Annotated in this window: 17 protein-coding genes; 6 read left to right on the top strand and 11 right to left on the bottom strand. The window is 72.4% G+C overall.

What is annotated here, in order from left to right; all coding sequences use genetic code 11:
- Positions 1-96: 96 nt before the first annotated feature.
- Positions 97-300: a VOC family protein gene (locus F1D97_RS01710; RefSeq protein WP_236122019.1), complete on the bottom strand. Its 204-nt coding sequence runs from the start codon at positions 298-300 to the stop codon at positions 97-99.
- Between the two features lie 187 nt (positions 301-487).
- Here F1D97_RS01710 and F1D97_RS01705 point away from each other — a divergent pair, with 187 nt between their 5' ends.
- Positions 488-1357 carry an AraC family transcriptional regulator gene (locus tag F1D97_RS01705; protein ID WP_236122018.1) on the top strand — a complete coding sequence of 290 codons (870 nt, stop codon included), beginning with the start codon at positions 488-490 and terminating at the stop codon, positions 1355-1357.
- Here the strand turns inward: F1D97_RS01705 and F1D97_RS01700 are convergent.
- Both F1D97_RS01700 and F1D97_RS01695 read right to left on the bottom strand, forming a co-directional pair.
- Positions 1337-2143, bottom strand: a complete 807-nt coding sequence (locus F1D97_RS01700; RefSeq protein WP_236122017.1) for an SRPBCC family protein — start codon at positions 2141-2143, stop codon at positions 1337-1339. The genes F1D97_RS01705 and F1D97_RS01700 overlap by 21 nt on opposite strands.
- Positions 2140-2718 (bottom strand): ArsR/SmtB family transcription factor, encoded by a 579-nt coding sequence (locus tag F1D97_RS01695; protein WP_236122016.1) that lies wholly within the window; start codon positions 2716-2718, stop codon positions 2140-2142. Before F1D97_RS01695 ends, F1D97_RS01700 begins: the two co-directional genes overlap by 4 nt.
- Before the next feature lie 70 nt (positions 2719-2788).
- On the opposite strand from F1D97_RS01695, the gene F1D97_RS01690 reads away from it, so the two are divergent.
- Entirely contained in the window at positions 2789-3304 is a 516-nt protein-coding gene (locus F1D97_RS01690) for a GNAT family N-acetyltransferase (protein ID WP_236122015.1), read from the top strand.
- A 69-nt stretch (positions 3305-3373) separates the two neighbouring features.
- On the opposite strand, the gene F1D97_RS01685 is transcribed toward F1D97_RS01690, so the two are convergent.
- A complete protein-coding gene (locus tag F1D97_RS01685) occupies positions 3374-3814 on the bottom strand; it encodes an anthrone oxygenase family protein (RefSeq protein WP_236122014.1) in 441 nt (146 codons plus the stop codon).
- A gap of 90 nt (positions 3815-3904) precedes the next feature.
- Here F1D97_RS01685 and F1D97_RS01680 point away from each other — a divergent pair, with 90 nt between their 5' ends.
- Entirely contained in the window at positions 3905-4489 is a 585-nt protein-coding gene (locus F1D97_RS01680; RefSeq protein ID WP_236122013.1) for a TetR/AcrR family transcriptional regulator, read from the top strand.
- Positions 4490-4635: 146 nt separating this feature from the next.
- On the opposite strand, the gene F1D97_RS01675 is transcribed toward F1D97_RS01680, so the two are convergent.
- The 3 genes from F1D97_RS01675 to F1D97_RS01665 form a co-directional block, all read right to left on the bottom strand.
- Positions 4636-5580, bottom strand: a complete 945-nt coding sequence (locus F1D97_RS01675) for a nucleotidyl transferase AbiEii/AbiGii toxin family protein (protein WP_236122012.1) — start codon at positions 5578-5580, stop codon at positions 4636-4638.
- Entirely contained in the window at positions 5577-6566 is a 990-nt protein-coding gene (locus F1D97_RS01670; RefSeq protein WP_236122011.1) for a type IV toxin-antitoxin system AbiEi family antitoxin domain-containing protein, read from the bottom strand. The genes F1D97_RS01675 and F1D97_RS01670 overlap by 4 nt, the downstream gene beginning before the upstream one ends.
- 118 nt (positions 6567-6684) lie before the next feature.
- On the bottom strand, positions 6685-7284 hold the full coding sequence (locus tag F1D97_RS01665; protein WP_236122010.1) for a class I SAM-dependent methyltransferase: 600 nt from the start codon (positions 7282-7284) through the stop codon (positions 6685-6687).
- Positions 7285-7460: 176 nt separating this feature from the next.
- Here F1D97_RS01665 and F1D97_RS01660 point away from each other — a divergent pair, with 176 nt between their 5' ends.
- The gene (locus F1D97_RS01660; protein ID WP_236122009.1) at positions 7461-8420 is read left to right on the top strand and encodes an AraC family transcriptional regulator; all 960 of its coding nucleotides are present in this window, start codon (positions 7461-7463) and stop codon (positions 8418-8420) included.
- Between the two features lie 73 nt (positions 8421-8493).
- Here F1D97_RS01660 and F1D97_RS01655 read toward each other — a convergent pair whose 3' ends face one another.
- The 3 genes from F1D97_RS01655 to F1D97_RS01645 all read right to left on the bottom strand — a co-directional run bounded on the left by F1D97_RS01655 (position 8494) and on the right by F1D97_RS01645 (position 13721).
- A complete protein-coding gene (locus F1D97_RS01655; protein WP_236122008.1) occupies positions 8494-11862 on the bottom strand; it encodes a glycoside hydrolase family 3 N-terminal domain-containing protein in 3369 nt (1122 codons plus the stop codon).
- Positions 11863-12061: 199 nt separating this feature from the next.
- Positions 12062-12424 (bottom strand): hypothetical protein, encoded by a 363-nt coding sequence (locus F1D97_RS01650; RefSeq protein WP_236122007.1) that lies wholly within the window; start codon positions 12422-12424, stop codon positions 12062-12064.
- 91 nt (positions 12425-12515) lie between these two features.
- Positions 12516-13721, bottom strand: coding sequence for an RICIN domain-containing protein (locus F1D97_RS01645; protein WP_236122006.1), 1206 nt, complete (start codon positions 13719-13721; stop codon positions 12516-12518).
- 380 nt (positions 13722-14101) lie between these two features.
- Between F1D97_RS01645 and F1D97_RS01640 the strand changes: the two genes are divergently transcribed.
- Positions 14102-15781, top strand: a complete 1680-nt coding sequence (locus tag F1D97_RS01640) for a cellulose binding domain-containing protein (protein WP_236122005.1) — start codon at positions 14102-14104, stop codon at positions 15779-15781.
- Positions 15782-15919: 138 nt separating this feature from the next.
- Here F1D97_RS01640 and F1D97_RS01635 read toward each other — a convergent pair whose 3' ends face one another.
- Positions 15920-16801, bottom strand: coding sequence for an alpha/beta fold hydrolase (locus F1D97_RS01635; RefSeq protein ID WP_236122004.1), 882 nt, complete (start codon positions 16799-16801; stop codon positions 15920-15922).
- A 58-nt stretch (positions 16802-16859) separates the two neighbouring features.
- Between F1D97_RS01635 and F1D97_RS01630 the strand changes: the two genes are divergently transcribed.
- Positions 16860-17375, top strand: coding sequence for a MarR family winged helix-turn-helix transcriptional regulator (locus F1D97_RS01630; RefSeq protein WP_236122003.1), 516 nt, complete (start codon positions 16860-16862; stop codon positions 17373-17375).
- Positions 17376-17377: the final 2 nt, after the last annotated feature.

Below are 17377 nucleotides of genomic sequence, written 5' to 3'. Positions count from 1 at the left end.
GGGGCGGCGCGAGACCACCGGGGCGGCGACGCCGTAACGGTTAGCAGGTGACACCCGTCGGTGCCGCGCTCCGGGCGGGCGGCTCCGGACGGGCGGCTACGTGGTCGCGACGACGTCCGGTGGCACCACGGTGGTGATGCAGAACGGGTGGCCGGCGGGATCCAGCAGCACGCGCCACCGGCGGTCCGGCTGCGGATCGGCCAGCCGCGCCCCCAGCGCCAGGGCGCGCTCGACCGGGTCCGCGCAGTCCAGCGACACCCCGACCACGCGCAGGTCTGCCGGGTGCTCGGGCTCGGTCATCCCGCCATGGTGGCACCGGTCGTCGTCGTGCTCGCGCCGAGGCGTGACGCAGGGGCACACCCGAGCGGCGGCCCGGCCCCGCGGACGACTGATCGGGACGGACCGCGAAGATCGGGTCGGGAGGCGTGCGAGGAGACCACAGTGGTCGTCGGAAGGAAGCTCGCAACCGAGCTCGGAAGGGAGCACCGTGATCGCCTGGCTCAACCGACTCGTCGACCTCGTCGAGGACGACCTCACCGAGGAACTCGGTGTCGACCGCCTCGCCGCCACGCTCGGGACCACCGAGTACCACCTGCGACGGATGTTCTCGGCCCTCGCCGGGATGCCGCTGTCGGAGTACGTGCGGCGCAGGCGGATGACCGCGGCCGCCGCGGACCTGGTGGCCGGCTCGGACGACCTGCTGACCCTGGCCGTGCGGTACGGCTACGGCTCCGCCGAGGCGTTCGGCCGGGCGTTCCAGTCCGTGCACGGCGTCAGCCCCGGCCAGGCCCGGCGCGACGGCGGCCCCTTCCGCACCCAGCCCTGCCTCAGGTTCCGCCTGACCGTCGAAGGAGCAGCCCCCATGGACGTCCGCCTCGTCACCCGACCCGCGTTCCGCCTGGTCGGCCACGCCGCCCGCGTGCCCCTCGTGCACGAGGGCGTGAACCCGGCCATCCAGCAGCACGTCGCATCCCTGACCCCGCCGGAGCACCAACGGCTGAAGGCGCTGGGCGACACCGAGCCGCACGGCCTGCTCGCCGTGAGCGACGACCTCGACCCCGACCGTCGCGAGGGCACCGAGCTCACGTACCTGCACGGTGTCGCCGTCTCCGACGTCGCAACGGTCCCCGACGACCTCGACGTCCTGCCCGTCGACGCCGGGACCTGGGCCGTGTTCCGCGTGACCGGGCCCTACCCGGACGCCCTGCAGGCGCTCTGGGCGGCCACGGCGACCGAGTGGTTCCCGTCGAACCCGTGGCGCCTGCGGCCCGGGCCCGAGGTGGTCGCGGTGCTCGAGCGCGCCGACGACTTCAGCACCGCCACCGTGGAGCTCTGGCTACCGGTCGAGCCGGGCTGAGGCGACGGGCAGCCTGTCGAGCCACGTCTGCCAGGTCGTCTCCTCGCGGCGCACGTAGTCGGGCGCATCGGCAGAGAAGAGCGAGGCTCGCAGGATCGCGAGGGCGGAGCCGTCCTCGTCGGGCCACACGCCGATGCTGAGCAGCCCGGGCACGGGTGCGGTCAGCCGCACGACCGCGTGCCGCTCGGCGATCAGCTCGACGGTGCCGGTCGTGCCGTTCACCTCGATGCTCGCGCCCTCGGTGGTGAGGCCCAGCTCGTCCCGCAACGTGGACCAGAGCTCCGCCTCGCCGCCCGGGAAGGAGGCGCTGACGTCCAGGCGCGTGGCCTTCTGCCCGGCGAAGTGCCGCAGGTAGGCGCGCAGCGTGTCGAACGAGGGGAGCCACCCCGGCGCGAGCGTGTCCCACCACTCCTGCTCCCAGTCGGCGCCCACCCCGAAGCCGCTGCTGGTGACGCGCACGACGCAGGTGCCACCCGACGTCGCCTCGACGACGAACTCCGACGTGAGCGGGCTGAGCGTCGCGGGGTCCTTGCCCATGAGCGCGGCCCAGTCCTCCTCGTACTCGAGGCGCCGCGGCGGGTCCCAGCCGGTGATGCGGCCGTCCGAGCCCATCTCGGGGCCCATCGCGAAGTGCAGTGAGCCGCCCTCGCGCTCGTCGAGGTCGGTGGGCAGGAACCACGCGCTCATGCCCCGCGCCGTCGCGATGGCGTCCCACACCTGCTCCGGTGTGCCGGGGACCTCGACGCTGAACTGCAGGCGGTACGGGACGTCCGGGGTGGTGCTCATGTCTCCTCCTCGGGGACGGGGTGGGCGGCGACGACGAGCCGGTGCGGTCGCCCGTCGTCGTGGTGGTAGCGCGCGGCCAGCTGGAGGACGGCGGCGGTGAGGTCCTCGGCGAAGGCCGCGCGGTCGGCGGCCGACCGGAAGCCGATCGTCGTGTCGAGCGTCATGGTCGGCAGCCGACCGCCGGACGTGCCCGCCCGCCGTGCGAGCGTGCCGACCTCGCGGATGAGCCGCCCTGCCAGCGCGAGCAGGTACCCGGCCGACAGGTGGTCGGCGGTGGTGGACGGGTCGGCCGCCGACGGGGTCACGGCCGCGGGAGAGACGACGTAGGTGCGCGCTGTCGCGCGCAGCACGCGCTCGGTGATGCCGCCGTGACGGCGCTCGTCGGCCAGCTCCACCAAGCCGTGCGCCTCGAGCGACCGCAGGTGGTAGTTGACCTTCTGACGTGCGATGCCCACCCGTGCGGCGAGCCCGGCGGCGGACGCCGGGACCCGCAGCTCGCCGAGGAGACGGGCGCGCACGGGGTCCAGCGCGGCCGCAGCGATGCCCGCGTCCTCGATGACCTCGACGTCCTGCATGCGTCGAGCCTCACCCTTGACAAATAATCCTGTCAAGGGCCGGGAGAAGATTCCCGGTCGACGACTGGTGATGGTGGGTAGATTCCTGGGAATCGACCTGGTCACGCTCGAGACCGCGCGCCTCGTCCTGCGACCGCGCAGGGTCGAGGACGCCGCGACGTACCGCCGGCTCTGGACCGAGCGGGACCCGCGCGTGCCCGCGCACCGGCGCGTCGACTCCGGCGGTCGGCCGACCGTCGCAGAGGTCGCCGCGGGCCTCGGCGCGCAGCCGGGCCTCCTCGGTGTCCACCTCAGGGACACCGGCGACGTCATCGGGTACTGCGGCCTGACCGCGCGCGAGCCCGACGAGCCCGAGCTCGCGTTCGAGCTGCTGCGCGCGGCTCACGGCCACGGCTACGCCACCGAGGCGGGCCTGGCGGTGGTCTCCTGGGCGCGTGGCGCGGGCTACGCCCGGCTGTGGGCCAGCGTCTGGGACTGGAACGTGGCGTCCCGCCGGGTCCTGAGCAAGCTCGGATTCCACGAGACCGGCACCGTGCTGGCCGAGTCCGAGCACGGGCGCAGCCTGCTCACCGTCCTGGAGCTCTGAGACGAGCAGGTGCCCGGGTGAGTTCCGCAGGGACCTCCCGGCCCCAGCGCCACAGAACGGTCGCCTGCCCTACCGGGCGGAGGCGATCGCGAGCAGCACGAACGCGGCGACGATGACAGCGAGGCGGACGAGGTGGAGGTCGTCCCACCGGCGCGCCTGCTCGTGGTGGTCGTCGGGTGCGGTGTCGGGCGTCCACTGCTTGGCCCGGTCGTTGATCGGGACGAGGAGGGTGACGGACAGGACGACGCTGACGACGAGCAGCCCGGCGGCGGTCCAGGCGAGCGCCGCGGCGTCGGGCTCGACGAGCGCCGTGGCGGCGGCCAGGAGCGTGGAGCCGATGTACCAGAACGGCATGACACGCCCGAGCATGCGCCCGCCGTGGGCGCGGGCGAGGATCCTGGCGTCGTCCGGCAAGGCGTCGGTGATCGGGTTGACGACGAACGCGACGGACAGCTCCACCCCCACCATCAGGCCGGTGACGACGACGGCGACGATCGGCAACCACTCCATGACATGTGCTCCATCCGTGAGTCGACAACGCAGTATCTAGCAGTGCTAGGCAAGGTAGCACCGACAATCTAGCGGTGCTAGGCTCGCCGCATGCCGACCCCCGCCGCCGAACGACGAGCGCGCGAGGTCCAGGAGCGCCGGGACCGGATCGTCGCCGCAGCACGCACCCTCGCCGAGGAGCAGGGCTGGGAGGCCGTGACGACCCGGCGCCTCGCGGACGCGATCGAGTACAGCCAGCCCGTGCTCTACGGTCACTTCCCGCAGGGGCGTGCGCAGATCGTCACGGCCGTCGCGCTCGTGGGCTTCGAGGAGATCGCGGCGGCCCTGGCGCCCGCGTCGCGCGGGGAGGAGCTGTCCGACGACGAGCGGGTCCGGGCACTCGTCACGGCCTACCTGGACTTCGCCGCGCGGAACCCGGCCACGTACGACGCGATGTTCCTGCTGCCGCTCGTCGTCCCGTTCGCCGAGGACGACACCCCGGAGGTGATGAAGGCCGGCTTCGCCGCGATCGTCGACACGCTGCAGCGGCTCGAGCGTCTGCCCGCCGAGCCCGAGACGACGGCCGAGATGCTGTGGGGCGCGATGCACGGCCTCGCCTCGCTGCACCGCGCCGGCCGCCTCTCCGCCGCGACCGACGATCGCGTCGAGGCCCTCGTCCGCCTCTTCGCCCCCTGACCTCCCGCTCGTCGGACCCGCGAACACGGTCCGGACCTCCGTGACTCGCTACGACCGCGGAATGGTGTCGACCACGGCCCTCTCCGCGCAGATCGCCAACGACGGCCGAGCCGACCCTCGTAGCGGCCCGCGAACCGAGCGCTTGGTCACGGCAGTCGAAGATCCCCCGAGTGGGCGTTCGTCCAACGACGCTCACTCGCGATCCACCGTCTGTCGGATGCCGTGCCGTCGAGTGCAGGAGCGAGGAATGCGCTGACGAGCGCGACCGCGTCTTCGAAGCGTGTCACGTCCGCGACCGCCGAGGTCTTGCGTGCCTCGCGCGGGTAGAGGCGATCCCAGTGAGGCGGTGGTGCGAACACCGGTGCTCCCGGCAGGCCTCGATGGGCCCACTCGCCGCGCACGGCGCCGATGAGCGCGGGTCCGTCGACATCCTGTGAGCGGGCCAGGACGACGAGGTCGACCAGGTCGCGTACTCGACTGGAGGGGAGGTCACGGTCGGCGCCGTACGTCGCCTGCGTCGCGCAGAGCTTGTCGGCGACGTGGTCGACGACCGGATACAGACGCATGAGCTGCGGCTCGATGCCCCGCAGCTCCAGGACACGATCGACGTGGATGTCAGGTGCGGCCGTCATCAGTGACCCCGTCACGAGGTCGACACCGAACCGGTCCTTGCGCATCGCGCCGCAGTAGGCGTCGACGTTGACACGGCACCCGTCCACGGCCGGCTGCCCCGCGCCCCCGAGGCTGGGCTCGACGCCCGTGATGACGAACCGGAAATGATCGCGGAGGTCGATCGCGGTGACCTCCCGAAGAGCCTGGACCGCGGCGTCGAGACTTCCGAGCTCAAGGAGGAGGTCGACATCCTTGGTCGTCCGGGCGTCGCTCACGCGAGCGAGAACGGCGGTGCCGCCCTTCAGCACCCACGGCACCGTGTGGTCGTGGAACACGCGGGCGAGGAACCGTCCGAACACGAACTGGCGGACCAGCGCACCGGTGTCCACACCGGTCTGCTTGGCCATGGCCTTCGCGCGGGCTGTCATCGCCGTCCACAACGCGACACCGCTGCCGTACCTGTGGGGGAGGTCGGTCATCGGTCGTGCTCGTCGTCGTCGACCTCAGATCGGTCCCGGGCCGTCCCTCCTGCTGCTGTCGGCGAGGTCTCGACCGCTTCCAGAGCCGCGGTGAGCACCTGGATCGCAGGGATGAAGGCCGACGCCATGACGTCTCGGCCCGGGTACGCCGACGCGGCGTCGACGCCCTCGAGCGCTCGTGCGTACGGCTCGGGCAGACGCGAGAGGTCGAAGTTGAGATCGGGAAGGAGCCCGGTGATCGTCGACATCGCGTTCAGGGCGCTGAGGAAGCCTTCGTACCGGCCTGCCGCGACCAGCTCTTTGCCGGCGGGACTTGCCGCCAGCTCGCGTGCGAGTGCCGCTGAGCTGAGACCGACGAGATCGAGGAGGTGCTCCACGAGGGTGCGGCCGTCGGGCTGCCCGTGCCGGTGTGAGAGCGGCTCGAGGTGCTGTGCGAGGCCGTGCATGTCGATGACCCCCCGGCGTACGCCCTGTCCGACGATCTGGGCGACGTGCTCAGGATCGTGGCCGTCACGCAGGAGGTCGGCGACCGTGCGCTCCACGGTGGTGGTCGGCAGGCCGTCGACAAGAGTGACGTCGTCCTCGGTCAGGTCTAGCCGGTGCAGGCGGACGTCGCGGCGGGACTGCTTGCGGTGGGGGAGGGTGAGCTCGGGCTCGTCGTCGAGGAGGTCGCCCAGGCGGTGCAGCGCGGCAGCGGACGTGTGGGAGACGACTCCGGCGGCGACCTGGTCTGCGAGGCGTTCCTCCGCGGTGCTGGTCGGGTCGAGGGAGAGCCACGCGGCCCGGACCTCGCGGTGCTCCGCGGGTGCCGCTGTCGTCGCGTAGATGCCCTGCGCGACGCGCTCGAGCACTGCGGCATCGGCCAGGCGGGCGAGCTGGAGGCGGGTGACCCCTGCCCGGGCCGCCTGAGCCGTGGTGAGGAGACCCCATTGCCCGGCCGCCAGGTCGGAGAGGATCGCGAGAACCCGCGCACTCGTGGCTGGCATGCTTCGAATGTAGCAGCCAGATGCAACTAACGCAGTAGCCACGTTCGACGGATGTGCCAGAAGTGCTGCCAATGTTGCACATGCTTGCAACATCCGCAGCAGCGGCCGGGCTCGGGTCTCACCGGGTCGCGGCGACCAGGATGAAGGAGCCCAGTCGGGTCTGCAGCCGGGTCGCGTGCCCGACGTCGAGGCCGGCGGCGCGTACGAGCGCGGGGATCGTGTCGGCGTCCGCGTCGCGCTGCCGGTTGCGCCGGGCTCGATGTGCCGCGAGGCCGTGACCGTGGTTCTCGCCGACGATGTCGAACAGGTGGAGCCGGCCCCCGGGTCGCAGCACGCGACGGACCTCGCGGAACGCGGCGACCTTCACCTCGTCGGGCAGGTGGTGGAGCATGAGCGACGACAGGACGACGTCGACGCTCTCGTCCGGGTAGGGCATCGCGTCGGCGTACCCGAGGTCGAGCCGGAGGTCGACGCCGCGTCGGCGGGCCTTGCGTGCCGCACGCGCGAGGGCGGCGCGGTCCGGGTCGAGGCCGGTGGTGACGACGCCCGGTGTCAGGCGGTGGGCGAGCAGCAGCAGGTTGCCGGTGCCGCAGCCGATCTCGAGCACCTGCTCGTCGGGACGCAGGGCCGCCTCGTCGAGCAGGCGCCGGTGCAGCCGCTCGGCTCCGACGAGCCGCGAGTACGGGTCGTAGAGCGGCAGGAGCCACGTCTTGCCCATGGGTGGCATGTAGTCGCGTCGCGCGGGGCGCCCGCCTGTGGTGGCCGTGCTTCGGGTCGACATAGGACTTCTCCCCCTCGGTGGTCCGCCCTTGGTCGAGCGGCTTTCTCCCAGCGTGGACGGCTCAAGCCCGCTCGGCCATGACGACGGAGGGGGAGGAGTAGGACGATGTTCGGATGGCTGCCGACCCGCGCACCGCTGCGTCCGACGCGCCCACGCGCCTGCGCCGCCACCGGCCGGACGGCGTCCCGGTCTACGGGTGGGTCGGGCACCCCGGCCGGCCGCCGGTCAGCACGCGGCGTTTCCACGGCCGGGAGAGCCTGGACCCGACGGTGCCCGTCGAGCACCGGCACGCGCACGACTTCCTCGTGCTCGCGTTCGTCGAGCGGGGCGGGGACCGGATCCGGTCGGGGGACGTCGAGCTCGAGGTCACGACCGGCGACGTGCTCGTCGTGCCGCCCGGGCAGGACATCGGGCCCGCGGGCGTGGGCGTGTTCGGCGGGGTCGTCCGGGCCGTGTTCTTCCCGCCCGACGCGATCGAGGGTCGTAGCCCGGGTGCGCTGCGCTCCTGGCGTCGGCACCCCCTCCTCCTGCCGTTCGTCGGGCCGGGGACGACGACGGTGCGGCTGCTGCGCGTGCCGGAGGCCGAGCGACCCCGCTGGGTGCGCCGCCTGGCGGACCTCGAGGCCGAGGTCGAACGGGGGTCCCAAGGTCTGGCGGGGGCCGCGGAGGCCGCGGTCGCGCACCTGACCCTCCTGCTCGTCGACGTCGCGCGCCTCGTCGACGCCCCGTCCGCACGGGAGAGCTGGGACGACCCGCTCCTCGCCGCCGCGTTCGAGGTGCTCGCACGCCGGTTCGCCGAGCCGTTGTCGCTCCGCGACGTCGCATCCGAGCTCGGGCTGACCCCGGGTCACGTCACGACGGTCGTCCGGCAGCGGACCGGGCGGACCGTCCAGCAGTGGCTCGTCGAGTACCGCATGGCCGAGGCGCGCCGGTTGCTCGAGTCCGGCGACGCGCTCGTCGGGGTCGTCGGGACCCGCGTCGGGTACCCGGACCCCGCGTACTTCGCGCGCGTGTTCCGCCGGTCGCACGGCATGTCCCCCGGCGCGTGGCGTCGTGCGAGCCGACGAGCCTGACCAGGCCCCCGCCGCCACGTGACGGTCTGACGCCGGGAGGGCCGAGCTCGTGCCCGGCCCTCCCGGCGCGCCGCTACTGACCGGCCTGGTGCGGATGCCCCGGCCCGGGCCCGGGACCGGGGCCCCGTCCCTTCGGTCCCGTCACGGTCACGAGTGCCGACTCCGACGTGCTCACGCCGCCCACGGTCGCGGTGACCGTGACCCTCACGTGCCCCGCACGCGCCGCGGTCAGGACGCCCGCGGCGGTGACCGAGGCCCCGGCGGTGTTGGTGTCCATCGGGGCGATCCGGAACGTGTACGTCGTGCCGACGGCCGCCGGGACGAGCCGGGCGGAGAGCCGGACACCCCGGTGGATGGCCTCGCGCAGCGGCACGCTCCGGTCGGCGAAGTCCACGGCGGCCCGGTGGTCGTCGGGGAACACGGTGCCGGGTGCGGCGAACGCGCCCGCGGTGACGACGACCGGGAAGGTCGTCGACTCCTTCTCGCCGTGGGCGGTGGCGGTCGCCGTGATGAGCGCGGCGCCGATGCCGCGGGGAGCGACCGTGCCGTGGCGGTCGACCGTCGCGACCTTCGGGTTCGACGACGTGTATGCGACCTTGAGCGCACGGTCGTCGAGGTCCCAGAACGTCAGGTCGTGCTTGGTGACGGACAGCTGCGCGTTGATCCGGTTGCCCGGGGTGTCGAGGCGCAGCTCGGTGCCGTCGGGCTGCGCCGAGACGACCTCGACGCCGGCCTTGCGGTGCCCGGTCACGCGCAGCGTCGTCGCCTTGAGGTCGGCGTCCGCCGAGCTCGGGCCCGCCAGGATGGTCCAGCGCCCCGTCGGGAAGACCTTCCGGTGCGCCTCGTCGTCCCAGAACCACAGGTCACCGGGCTCGATCGTGACCCTCGCCGTCGCGGACCCTCGGATGACGTCGGTCTTGACGAAGCCCTTGAGCTGCTTGAGCGGACGCTCGTCGCCGTCCGCGCCCCTCGGGGCCTTCGCGTAGACCTGCACGACGGCCTTGCCGGGGCGGCGCGCGTCGCGGTTCGAGACGCGCACCGAGACCGTCACGGCGTCGTTCGGCGTGACCCGCGACGACGACAGGGTCGGCTTCCCGTAGTCGAACGACGAGTACGACAGCCCGGCGCCGAACGCGTGGTCCGGCGGCGCGCAGCCGGCCCCCACCTGGTAGTAGAGGTACGTGCGGCCGCACGTGGCGCCCTCGGCCTGCGTCATCCGGTAGTCCTGCACGGCGAGCTCGGGCGCGGTCGCCTCGCCCAGCTGGGCGTCGACGTCCGAGTACCAGGTCAGCGGCAGCTTCCCGGAGAAGTTCGCGACCGCGCGGCGGCCGTCCTCGAGCGTCACGGTGTCGTTGAACAGCAGCTCCGCCATCGCGGGGGCCTGGTACATCCCGTTGAACGACGACCACACGATCGAGCCGACGGCGGGCAGGTCCTGGAACGCGCTGACGTCGACCATCGTCTTCGCCTGGATCCACACGACGACCTTCTTGCCGTACTTCGCCGCGAGCGGCGCGATCGAGTCGCGGACCAGCTCGGCCTGCAGGCGCGGCAGCGTGACGGTGGCGCGGTCGGTGCCCTCACCGCCGTCGTCGTTGCGGTGCCCGACGACGACGACCACGTTGTCGGCCTGCGAGATGCGGTACTCGGCGGTGTCGGCGTCCTGCTCGGGGTCGCACGGGTCGCTGGAGCACGTGGACGTGGTGATCGCGGTGCCGGCCGCGTCGAGCACGTCCGGGAACACGGCCAGGTGGTCGGACAGGTACGGGTCCGACGAGCCCGCGGTGATGTCCGCGGCGTCCCCGCCGGTCTGCGCGGCGAGCGCCTGCGCGAACGTGGTGCGCAGGGCCGTCGGGCCAGAGTACGACCCCGACTGGAACGTGTTGAGGGTGTCGACGTGGCCGAGCGCGACGGTCCGGCCCGTGGTGGCGCCGGCGAACGGGAGCGTCGAGCGCTCGTTCTTCAGGAGCACGGGTGCCTCGAGCGCCGCCTCGTGCGCGTCGGCGCGGTGGGCGGGGGACGCGAGCTTCACGTCGGGGTCGCCCTCGTCGGACAGCGAGTACGACTCGTCGGACCACGGCACGTCGGCCGGCGGGTCGAACTCGCCGAGCTGGAAGCGCGCGGTGAACGCGCGGACGAGCGCGTTGTCGACGTCGGCCTCCGTCACGGCCCCCTGGTCCTGCGCGGCGGGCAGGCCGTCCGGCGCGGGGTAGTCGGGGCCGAAGCAGTCGAGGTCCGTGCCGGCCTTCAGCGCCCACGCGGTGCCCGTCGCCTTGTCGACCTGCGTGTCCCCGCCGAGCTGCACCGGGTGCCACGAGTGGCCCTGCCGCCCGGTGGCGTGCACGCGCGTGATGCCGCCGCAGTCGGACACGACGAAGCCGTCGAAGCCGAACGAGCGGCGCATGAGCGTCTCGATCGCGTAGCGGCTCGCTGCCATCGGCGTGCCGGGCGTGCCGCCGGGCGTCACCCGGTCGTCCGGGCTCCACGTCGTCGGGAATCCCGCGGCCGACGGGTAGTCGGTCGTGTAGTCCTCGACCAGGTTGACCGCGTTGTACGCCGTCATCATCGACCGCGCGCCGGCCTCGCCCACGGAGTCCGCGAACGGCGGGACGAAGTACTCCATCATCGAGCGCTCGGAGAGGTTCGACGTGCCGAAGTCCCGGTTCGCCTCGGAGTTGTTCGCCAGGTAGTGCTTGGGCGTCGCGACCGCCTGGACGTAGTCGTCCGCGCTCGTCGGGACCGTGTCGGGGCGCGACGACGAGCCGCCCTGCAACCCGCTGACGAACGCGCTCGCGATGCCCGCCGTCAGCTCGGGGTCCTCGGAGTACGACTCGTCCGCCCGGCCCCAGCGCGGGTCGCGGTTGAGGTTCTGGTTCGGCGACCAGTACGTCAGCCCGTAGCAGGCCCCTCCGGGGAGGACGGGCTCGGCGCTGCCCGGCGGGCAGGACGTGTTGTAGGTGACCCGAGCCTCGTCGGCGATGCCGCCCGCGATGCGCTGCGTGAGCGGGGCGTTCCACGTCGAGGCGATCGCCGTGCTCTGCGGGTACTGCGTGTACTCGTCGTTCCCCGGGAGGGTCGGGAAGTAGATCCCGTGGTTCGCCTCACCCCAGTACCCGTACGACCGGACGCCCAGCCGCGGGATCGCGGCGGGCTTCGGTGCCCACGTCGCGTGCGGCTGCATCGCGCGGAGCTGGTCGAGCTTCTCCTCCCAGGTCATGCGCGACACCAGGTCGGCGGCCCGCACGCTGAACGGCAGCGCGGTGTTCGTGTAGGCCGGCTGGTGGGCGGGCGGCTTCGGCCTGGGCGGCGCAGCGGACGCGCTCCCGGTGCCGACGACGAGGCCGCTGCCGACCAGCGCCGTCGCGACGAACGTGACCAGGGATGCTCGTCGTGCTCTGCCGGTACGCGTCGTCGACCGGCGCGCGCGCAAGGAACTCACCATGGGGCAATCCGTTCTTCGTCAACCGATCGGCGGCTGTCGCGCGTCGCGCGGCTGACGACGGGTCAGGGGCGGCGTCGTCGCCGCCCGACGGACATCACCAAGTCAGCACCGGATGGTGTGACCGCTCACATGGGGGGTTGCCGCGAACCTATCGGACATGTCGGACGCGCGCTCGGCGGGCGGTGCCGGGCCCGTCCGCTCAGGGCTGCATGGCGCCGAGCGCGCCGACGCCCGCCGCGGCCAGGACGAACAGGACCGCGCCGACGACGACCGCGACGGCATGCGGCAGGACGACGTGCGGCATGTGCCAGGACCGGCGGATCAGGCGCCGGACGACGGCGGGCTCGAGTCGCCACGGCGGGTCACCGCGGTAGTCCGGGACGCTGCCCGTGTACGACCAGGACACGTCGATCCGCGGTGAGGAGAACCCGCCGAGCCCGGTCGGCAGGTCGACGCGGTTCAGGTGGAACGCCGCGACCTCGAGGTCACGCATCCGCGCGTAGTAGCGCACCTGGTGGACCTTGGTGAGCGCGTCGATGCTCCAGAACCCCAGCGCGCTCACCGCCGCGAGGCCGAACAGCGCGTAGTGGTCGTGCTGCCCTCCGCACCGCGGGCTCGTCCCGTGCGGTGCGGAGGGCGGACGTGCGCGGGGCTCAGCCCACCTTCACGAGCTGCCACTGCTGGTTGGTGCCGTTCCAGTCGGAGTACTGCACGATGTTGCCGCCGTCGGCGGTCGACGCGCCCTGCACCTCGACCGCCTTGCCGCTGTGGCGTGCGATCAGCTGGATGTAGCCGTCGATCGTCTGGATGCTGAACTGCTGGTTGTTGCCGCCGTGGTCGCCGTACTGCTGGATCGCCGCGCCGTCGGCGGTGGAGTTCCCGCTGACGTCGAGGACCTTGCCGGACAGCCGGGACTTCAGCCTGTAGTAGCCGTTGCCGGAGCTGACGAACTGCCACTGCTGGTTGTCCCCGCCGTGGCGCGACCACTGCGTGATGCGGGCGCCGTCGTTGGTGGCGTAGTTGTACACGTCGATCGCCTTGCCGCTGTTGCGGTTGACGAGCGCGTACCAGGCCGAGGTGTCGACGGTGCCGTTGCCCGGGTCGGGGGTCGGCGTGGGCGTCGGGGTCGGGTTGGTGCCGCCCGACCCGTTGCCGATGCTCCCCGGCACCGCGAGCAGCGCGCTGTACCAGGCGGCCGCCATCTTGTCGTAGCCGTTCTGGTTGGGGTGCACGCCGTCGCTGAGGTCACCGGTGTTCAGCGCGCGGTACATGTCGACGAGGTGCACGCGCTTGCCGGCGGCGGCCCTGCTCGACACGATGCCGGGGATCGCGGAGTTGAAGGACCGCACCTGCGAGTCGCCCCACGAGATCGGGATGAGGGTCGCGACGAACACGTCGGTCTGCGGGGACGTGCTCGTGATCTTGTCGATGACGCCGGCGAGCCGGTTCGGGGCGTTCGCCAGGTCGCGGTTCTGGCTGATGTCGTTGGTGCCGATGTGCAGCAGCACGGTGCGCGGCTGGTACGTGCGGACCCAGCTGACGACGTTGGCGTCGATCTGGTCGATCCGCCAGCCCGAGTGGCCCTCGTGGTCGTGGTCCCACAGGCTGGAGGGCCCGTTGAAGCCCGAGCCGACGAAGTCCGTGGTGTAGCCGCCCTGCGCGAGGCGCTGCCACAGCCCGACGCGGTAGCCGCCGCCTCCCGGGTAGCCGATCCCCTCGGTGATCGAGTCGCCGAGGGGCATCACGCGCGTGCCTCCGTTGCTCTCGGCGGTGGCGGGCACGGAGGTGGCGGCGACACCGCCGGCCAGTGCGACGCAGAGCGTGACGGCGAGCAGCAGCCGTCGACCGATTCGATGCATGTCTGCCTCCTGGAGATGGGTGCGCGGCGTCCGTCCGCCCAGCGCGGCGTCGCGGTGGGTGGGCACGTCCTCGAGCCCGGTGGGCGCCGTGCGTCTCGGTTCGTGTGAGCGCTCACACGGCAGAGATCTGCCCACTCTCGCACCGGGCATGACTGCCCGAAATCGGCCCAATCGGTTAGGGGTGGGGTCGCTGGACAAGGCCGATCCGGGTCGAGATATTCGCGCCGAGCGGTGCTCCCGATCCCCGTCCGTCGGCTTCCAGCGGGGGTCGTCCGCGTGCATCGAACGACCACCGGGCGATCGGACGAATCATGCGAGGAACTTCATGGCGCCGGCGGACCGTGTCCGCGGCTCTGGCAGTGGCGACGCTGGTCACGGGGATGACCGTGGCCGTGGCACCCGCGGCGACCGCCGCGACCGGGTGCCGGGTGGACTACACGGTCCCGTCGCAGTGGAACGACGGCTTCACGGCGAACGTCAAGGTCACCAACCTCGGTGACCCGCTCAGCGGCTGGCAGCTCACCTGGACGTTCGCCGCGGGCGAGACGGTGACGCAGGCCTGGAACACGACCCTCACCCAGAGCGGCGCCGCGGCGACCGCGACGAACGCGTCGTACAACGGCGCGCTCGGCACCGGGACGACGGTCGAGCTCGGCTTCAACGGCAGCCACCGCGGCTCCACCCCCGTCCCCGCCGCGTTCGCGCTCAACGGGACCACCTGCACCGGGTCGACCACCGGCCCGACGTCGAGCCCCACCCCGACGCCGACACCCACCGCGACGCCGACCTCGTCGCCCACGTCCACCCCGACGCGGACACCCACGCCGAACCTGCCGGCGGACCTCACCGTGAACACCGGCACGACGTACCAGACGGTCGACGGCTTCGGCGCCGCCGTGTCGATCTGGGGCAGCGGCTGGTCGACGGCCGACACCCAGACGCTCGTCGGCATGGGCGACGACCAGCTGGGCCTGTCGATCATCCGAACCGGCATCTCGCCGGTGTCGAGCGAGTGGAGCGCCCACGTCAACGCCCTGAAGACCGCGAAGTCGTACGGGTCGGACGTGAAGATCCTCGCCTCGCCGTGGACCGCGCCCGCGGCCTGGAAGACGAACAACAGCCGCGTCAACGGCGGGTCGCTGCGGACCGACCGCTACGGCGACTACGCGAACCACCTCAACAGCTACGTCCAGTACATGCGCAACCAGGGCGTGACGATCGACGTGACGTCGGTGCAGAACGAGCCCGACTGGCACCCCGACTACGACTCCATGGCCTGGACCGGGGACCAGCTGCGCACGTTCGTGCGCGACCAGGGCGCCAAGGTCCAGAACACCAAGCTCATGGTGGCCGAGTCGCTCGGCTTCAACCGCTCCTACAGCGACCCGACGCTCAACGACGCGACCGCCCGCAACAACATCGGGTACGTCGGCGGGCACATCTACGGCCAGGAGAACGGGCCGAACCTCTCCCCGTACCCGCTGGCCGCGCAGTACGGCAAGAACCAGTGGATGACCGAGTGGAACTACCACCAGGCCGACGGCAACGGCTCGAACATCTGGGGCGACCCGTCGAACGCCGCCGCCTGGAACGAGACCCTCGACAAGGTCATGTACACCGTGGACCGCTCGATGCAGGCCAACTGGAGCGCGTACGTCTGGTGGTACGGGCGGCGCTACTACTCGTTCATCGGCGACGGCGAGTCGGCGTACGGCACCACCGGCGGCGCGGTCCTCAAGCGCGGCTGGGCGTTCTCGCAGTACTCCAAGTACGTCCGCCCCGGCTACCAGCGGGTCGGTCTGACGAAGAGCTCGAAGGCCTCCCCGCTCGAGGTCACGGCCTACCAGGGCGACGGCAAGATCACGCTCGTCATCCTGAACCGCTCGACGAGCGCGGTGAACGGCGCCGTCATCCAGGCACCGCAGGGCGTCAGGTCCGCGCTCCAGACGATGACGTCGCAGTACTCGAGCCGCGCGGCGCGGACCACGAGCGTCAACGGCAGCCAGGTGACGGTCGACGTCCCCGCCAGGAGCATCTCGACCGTCGTCATCACGCTCTGAACCTCTGAGCGTCCGGCGGACGCGACCATCCGACGACGGTGCCCCACACCGAGCGGGCGTGGGGCACCGTCGTCGTCGTCGTGGAGCCCGCCCGACGAGCGCCCGCGGCGAGACGGGCAGCCGCCCCGTCGCCCCGGGTCAGGCTGCGTCGACCGAGCTGGTGAAGTCGAGGATCGCCGCTGCGAGCGCATCGGGAGCCTCCAGCGCTGCGTAGTGACCGACGCCGTCGAGCTGGACGGCGGTGACCTCACCCGCCGTGACCTGACCGAGCGTCGCGGAGGTGAACGGCCCGCCGCCTGCGCCGACGGCGAGCACGGGCACGGTCAGCGGTCGCGATGCCGCCAAGGCCCTGAGGTCGACGCCCTCGGCCAGCATCGAGCGGTAGAGGCCGACGGCCCCGCGCCAGCCGCCGGGCCGGGCGTACGTGCGGGCGAACTCGGCCACGTCCGCGTCGGTGACGGACCCGGCGACGGCGGTCATGCCCGGGAAGGCCCACTGGCCGAGCAGCTCGCGCTCGCGGCCGGCGAACAGCAGCTCCGGGATGCCGGCCGCCGTCAGGGCGCCGATGTGCCAGGAGCCGCCGTGCGTGACGTCGGCCAGCCCTTCCAGGCCGAACCCGGCCAGGCCCATCTCGATCGCCGTGAGGCTCAGGATGTCCTGCGGGTGCGCGGCCACGAGCCGGAACACGGCCCCTCCGCTGATGTCCTGCGCGGTCACGTGCACTGGCCCCCAGCCGAGGTGCTCGATGAGCCCGTGCAGGTCCGCCGCGGCGGTGGTGCTGTCGTGGCCGTCCTCGGCGGTGCTGGAGTCGCCGAAGCCGCGCAGGTCCACGGCGACGACCCGGTGGGTCCGGGCGAGCAGCGGGATGACCTTGTGGAACGTCCACCAGGTCTCCGGGAAGCCGTGCACGAGCAGGAGGGGCGACCCGGTGGCCCCCGCGGTGACGTAGTGGAGCTGCGCACCGTTGATCCGTGCGGTGTGGTGCTCGACGGCGGGGACGGTCGCCTGCGTGGTGCTCATCGTCGACTCCTCAAATAGACAACGTGGTTGTCCATCACGGTAGACAACCTAGTTGTCCATGTCCATCGGGGTGTCTAGGCTCGTCGTCATGTCCCGGTCCGGCGCCGACCTCGCCCTGCTGCTGCTCGGCGGGTTCCGCACGCTCGTGGACGGCGCGATGGTCGAGCTCGCCGCCCGCGGCTACGACGACTTCCGCCCGACCCACGAGTTCGCGATGCGAGCGATCATCGCCGGCGCCGACAGCGCGTCCGACGTCGCACGACGTCTGTCCGTCTCCAAGCAGGCGGCAGCGAAGACCGTCGCGGTGCTCGTCGCGCGCGGCTACGTGTCGAGCGAACCGGACCCGTCCGACGCCCGACGCAACCGCCTCCAGGTCACCGCGCGCGGGCTCGACGTCCTGCGCGAGGGCGAAGCAGTCTTCGAGGACCTGCGCGCCCGGTGGGAGGCGAAGCTGGGCGCCGAGCAGCTCGCGCGCCTTGAGGCGGACCTGGCGACGCTCGTCGGGGACTCCGCGGTGGACCCGGGCGCGCCCGGCTGGGTCGGCCGGGACGCGGTCGCGATCGAGCACGAGTGAGC

The organism is Cellulomonas palmilytica, assembly GCF_021590045.1.
Taxonomy (GTDB): Bacteria; Actinomycetota; Actinomycetes; order Actinomycetales; family Cellulomonadaceae; genus Cellulomonas; species Cellulomonas palmilytica.
Note: the sequence above shows the minus strand (reverse complement) of the source record. Positions and strands in the feature narration are given on the sequence as shown.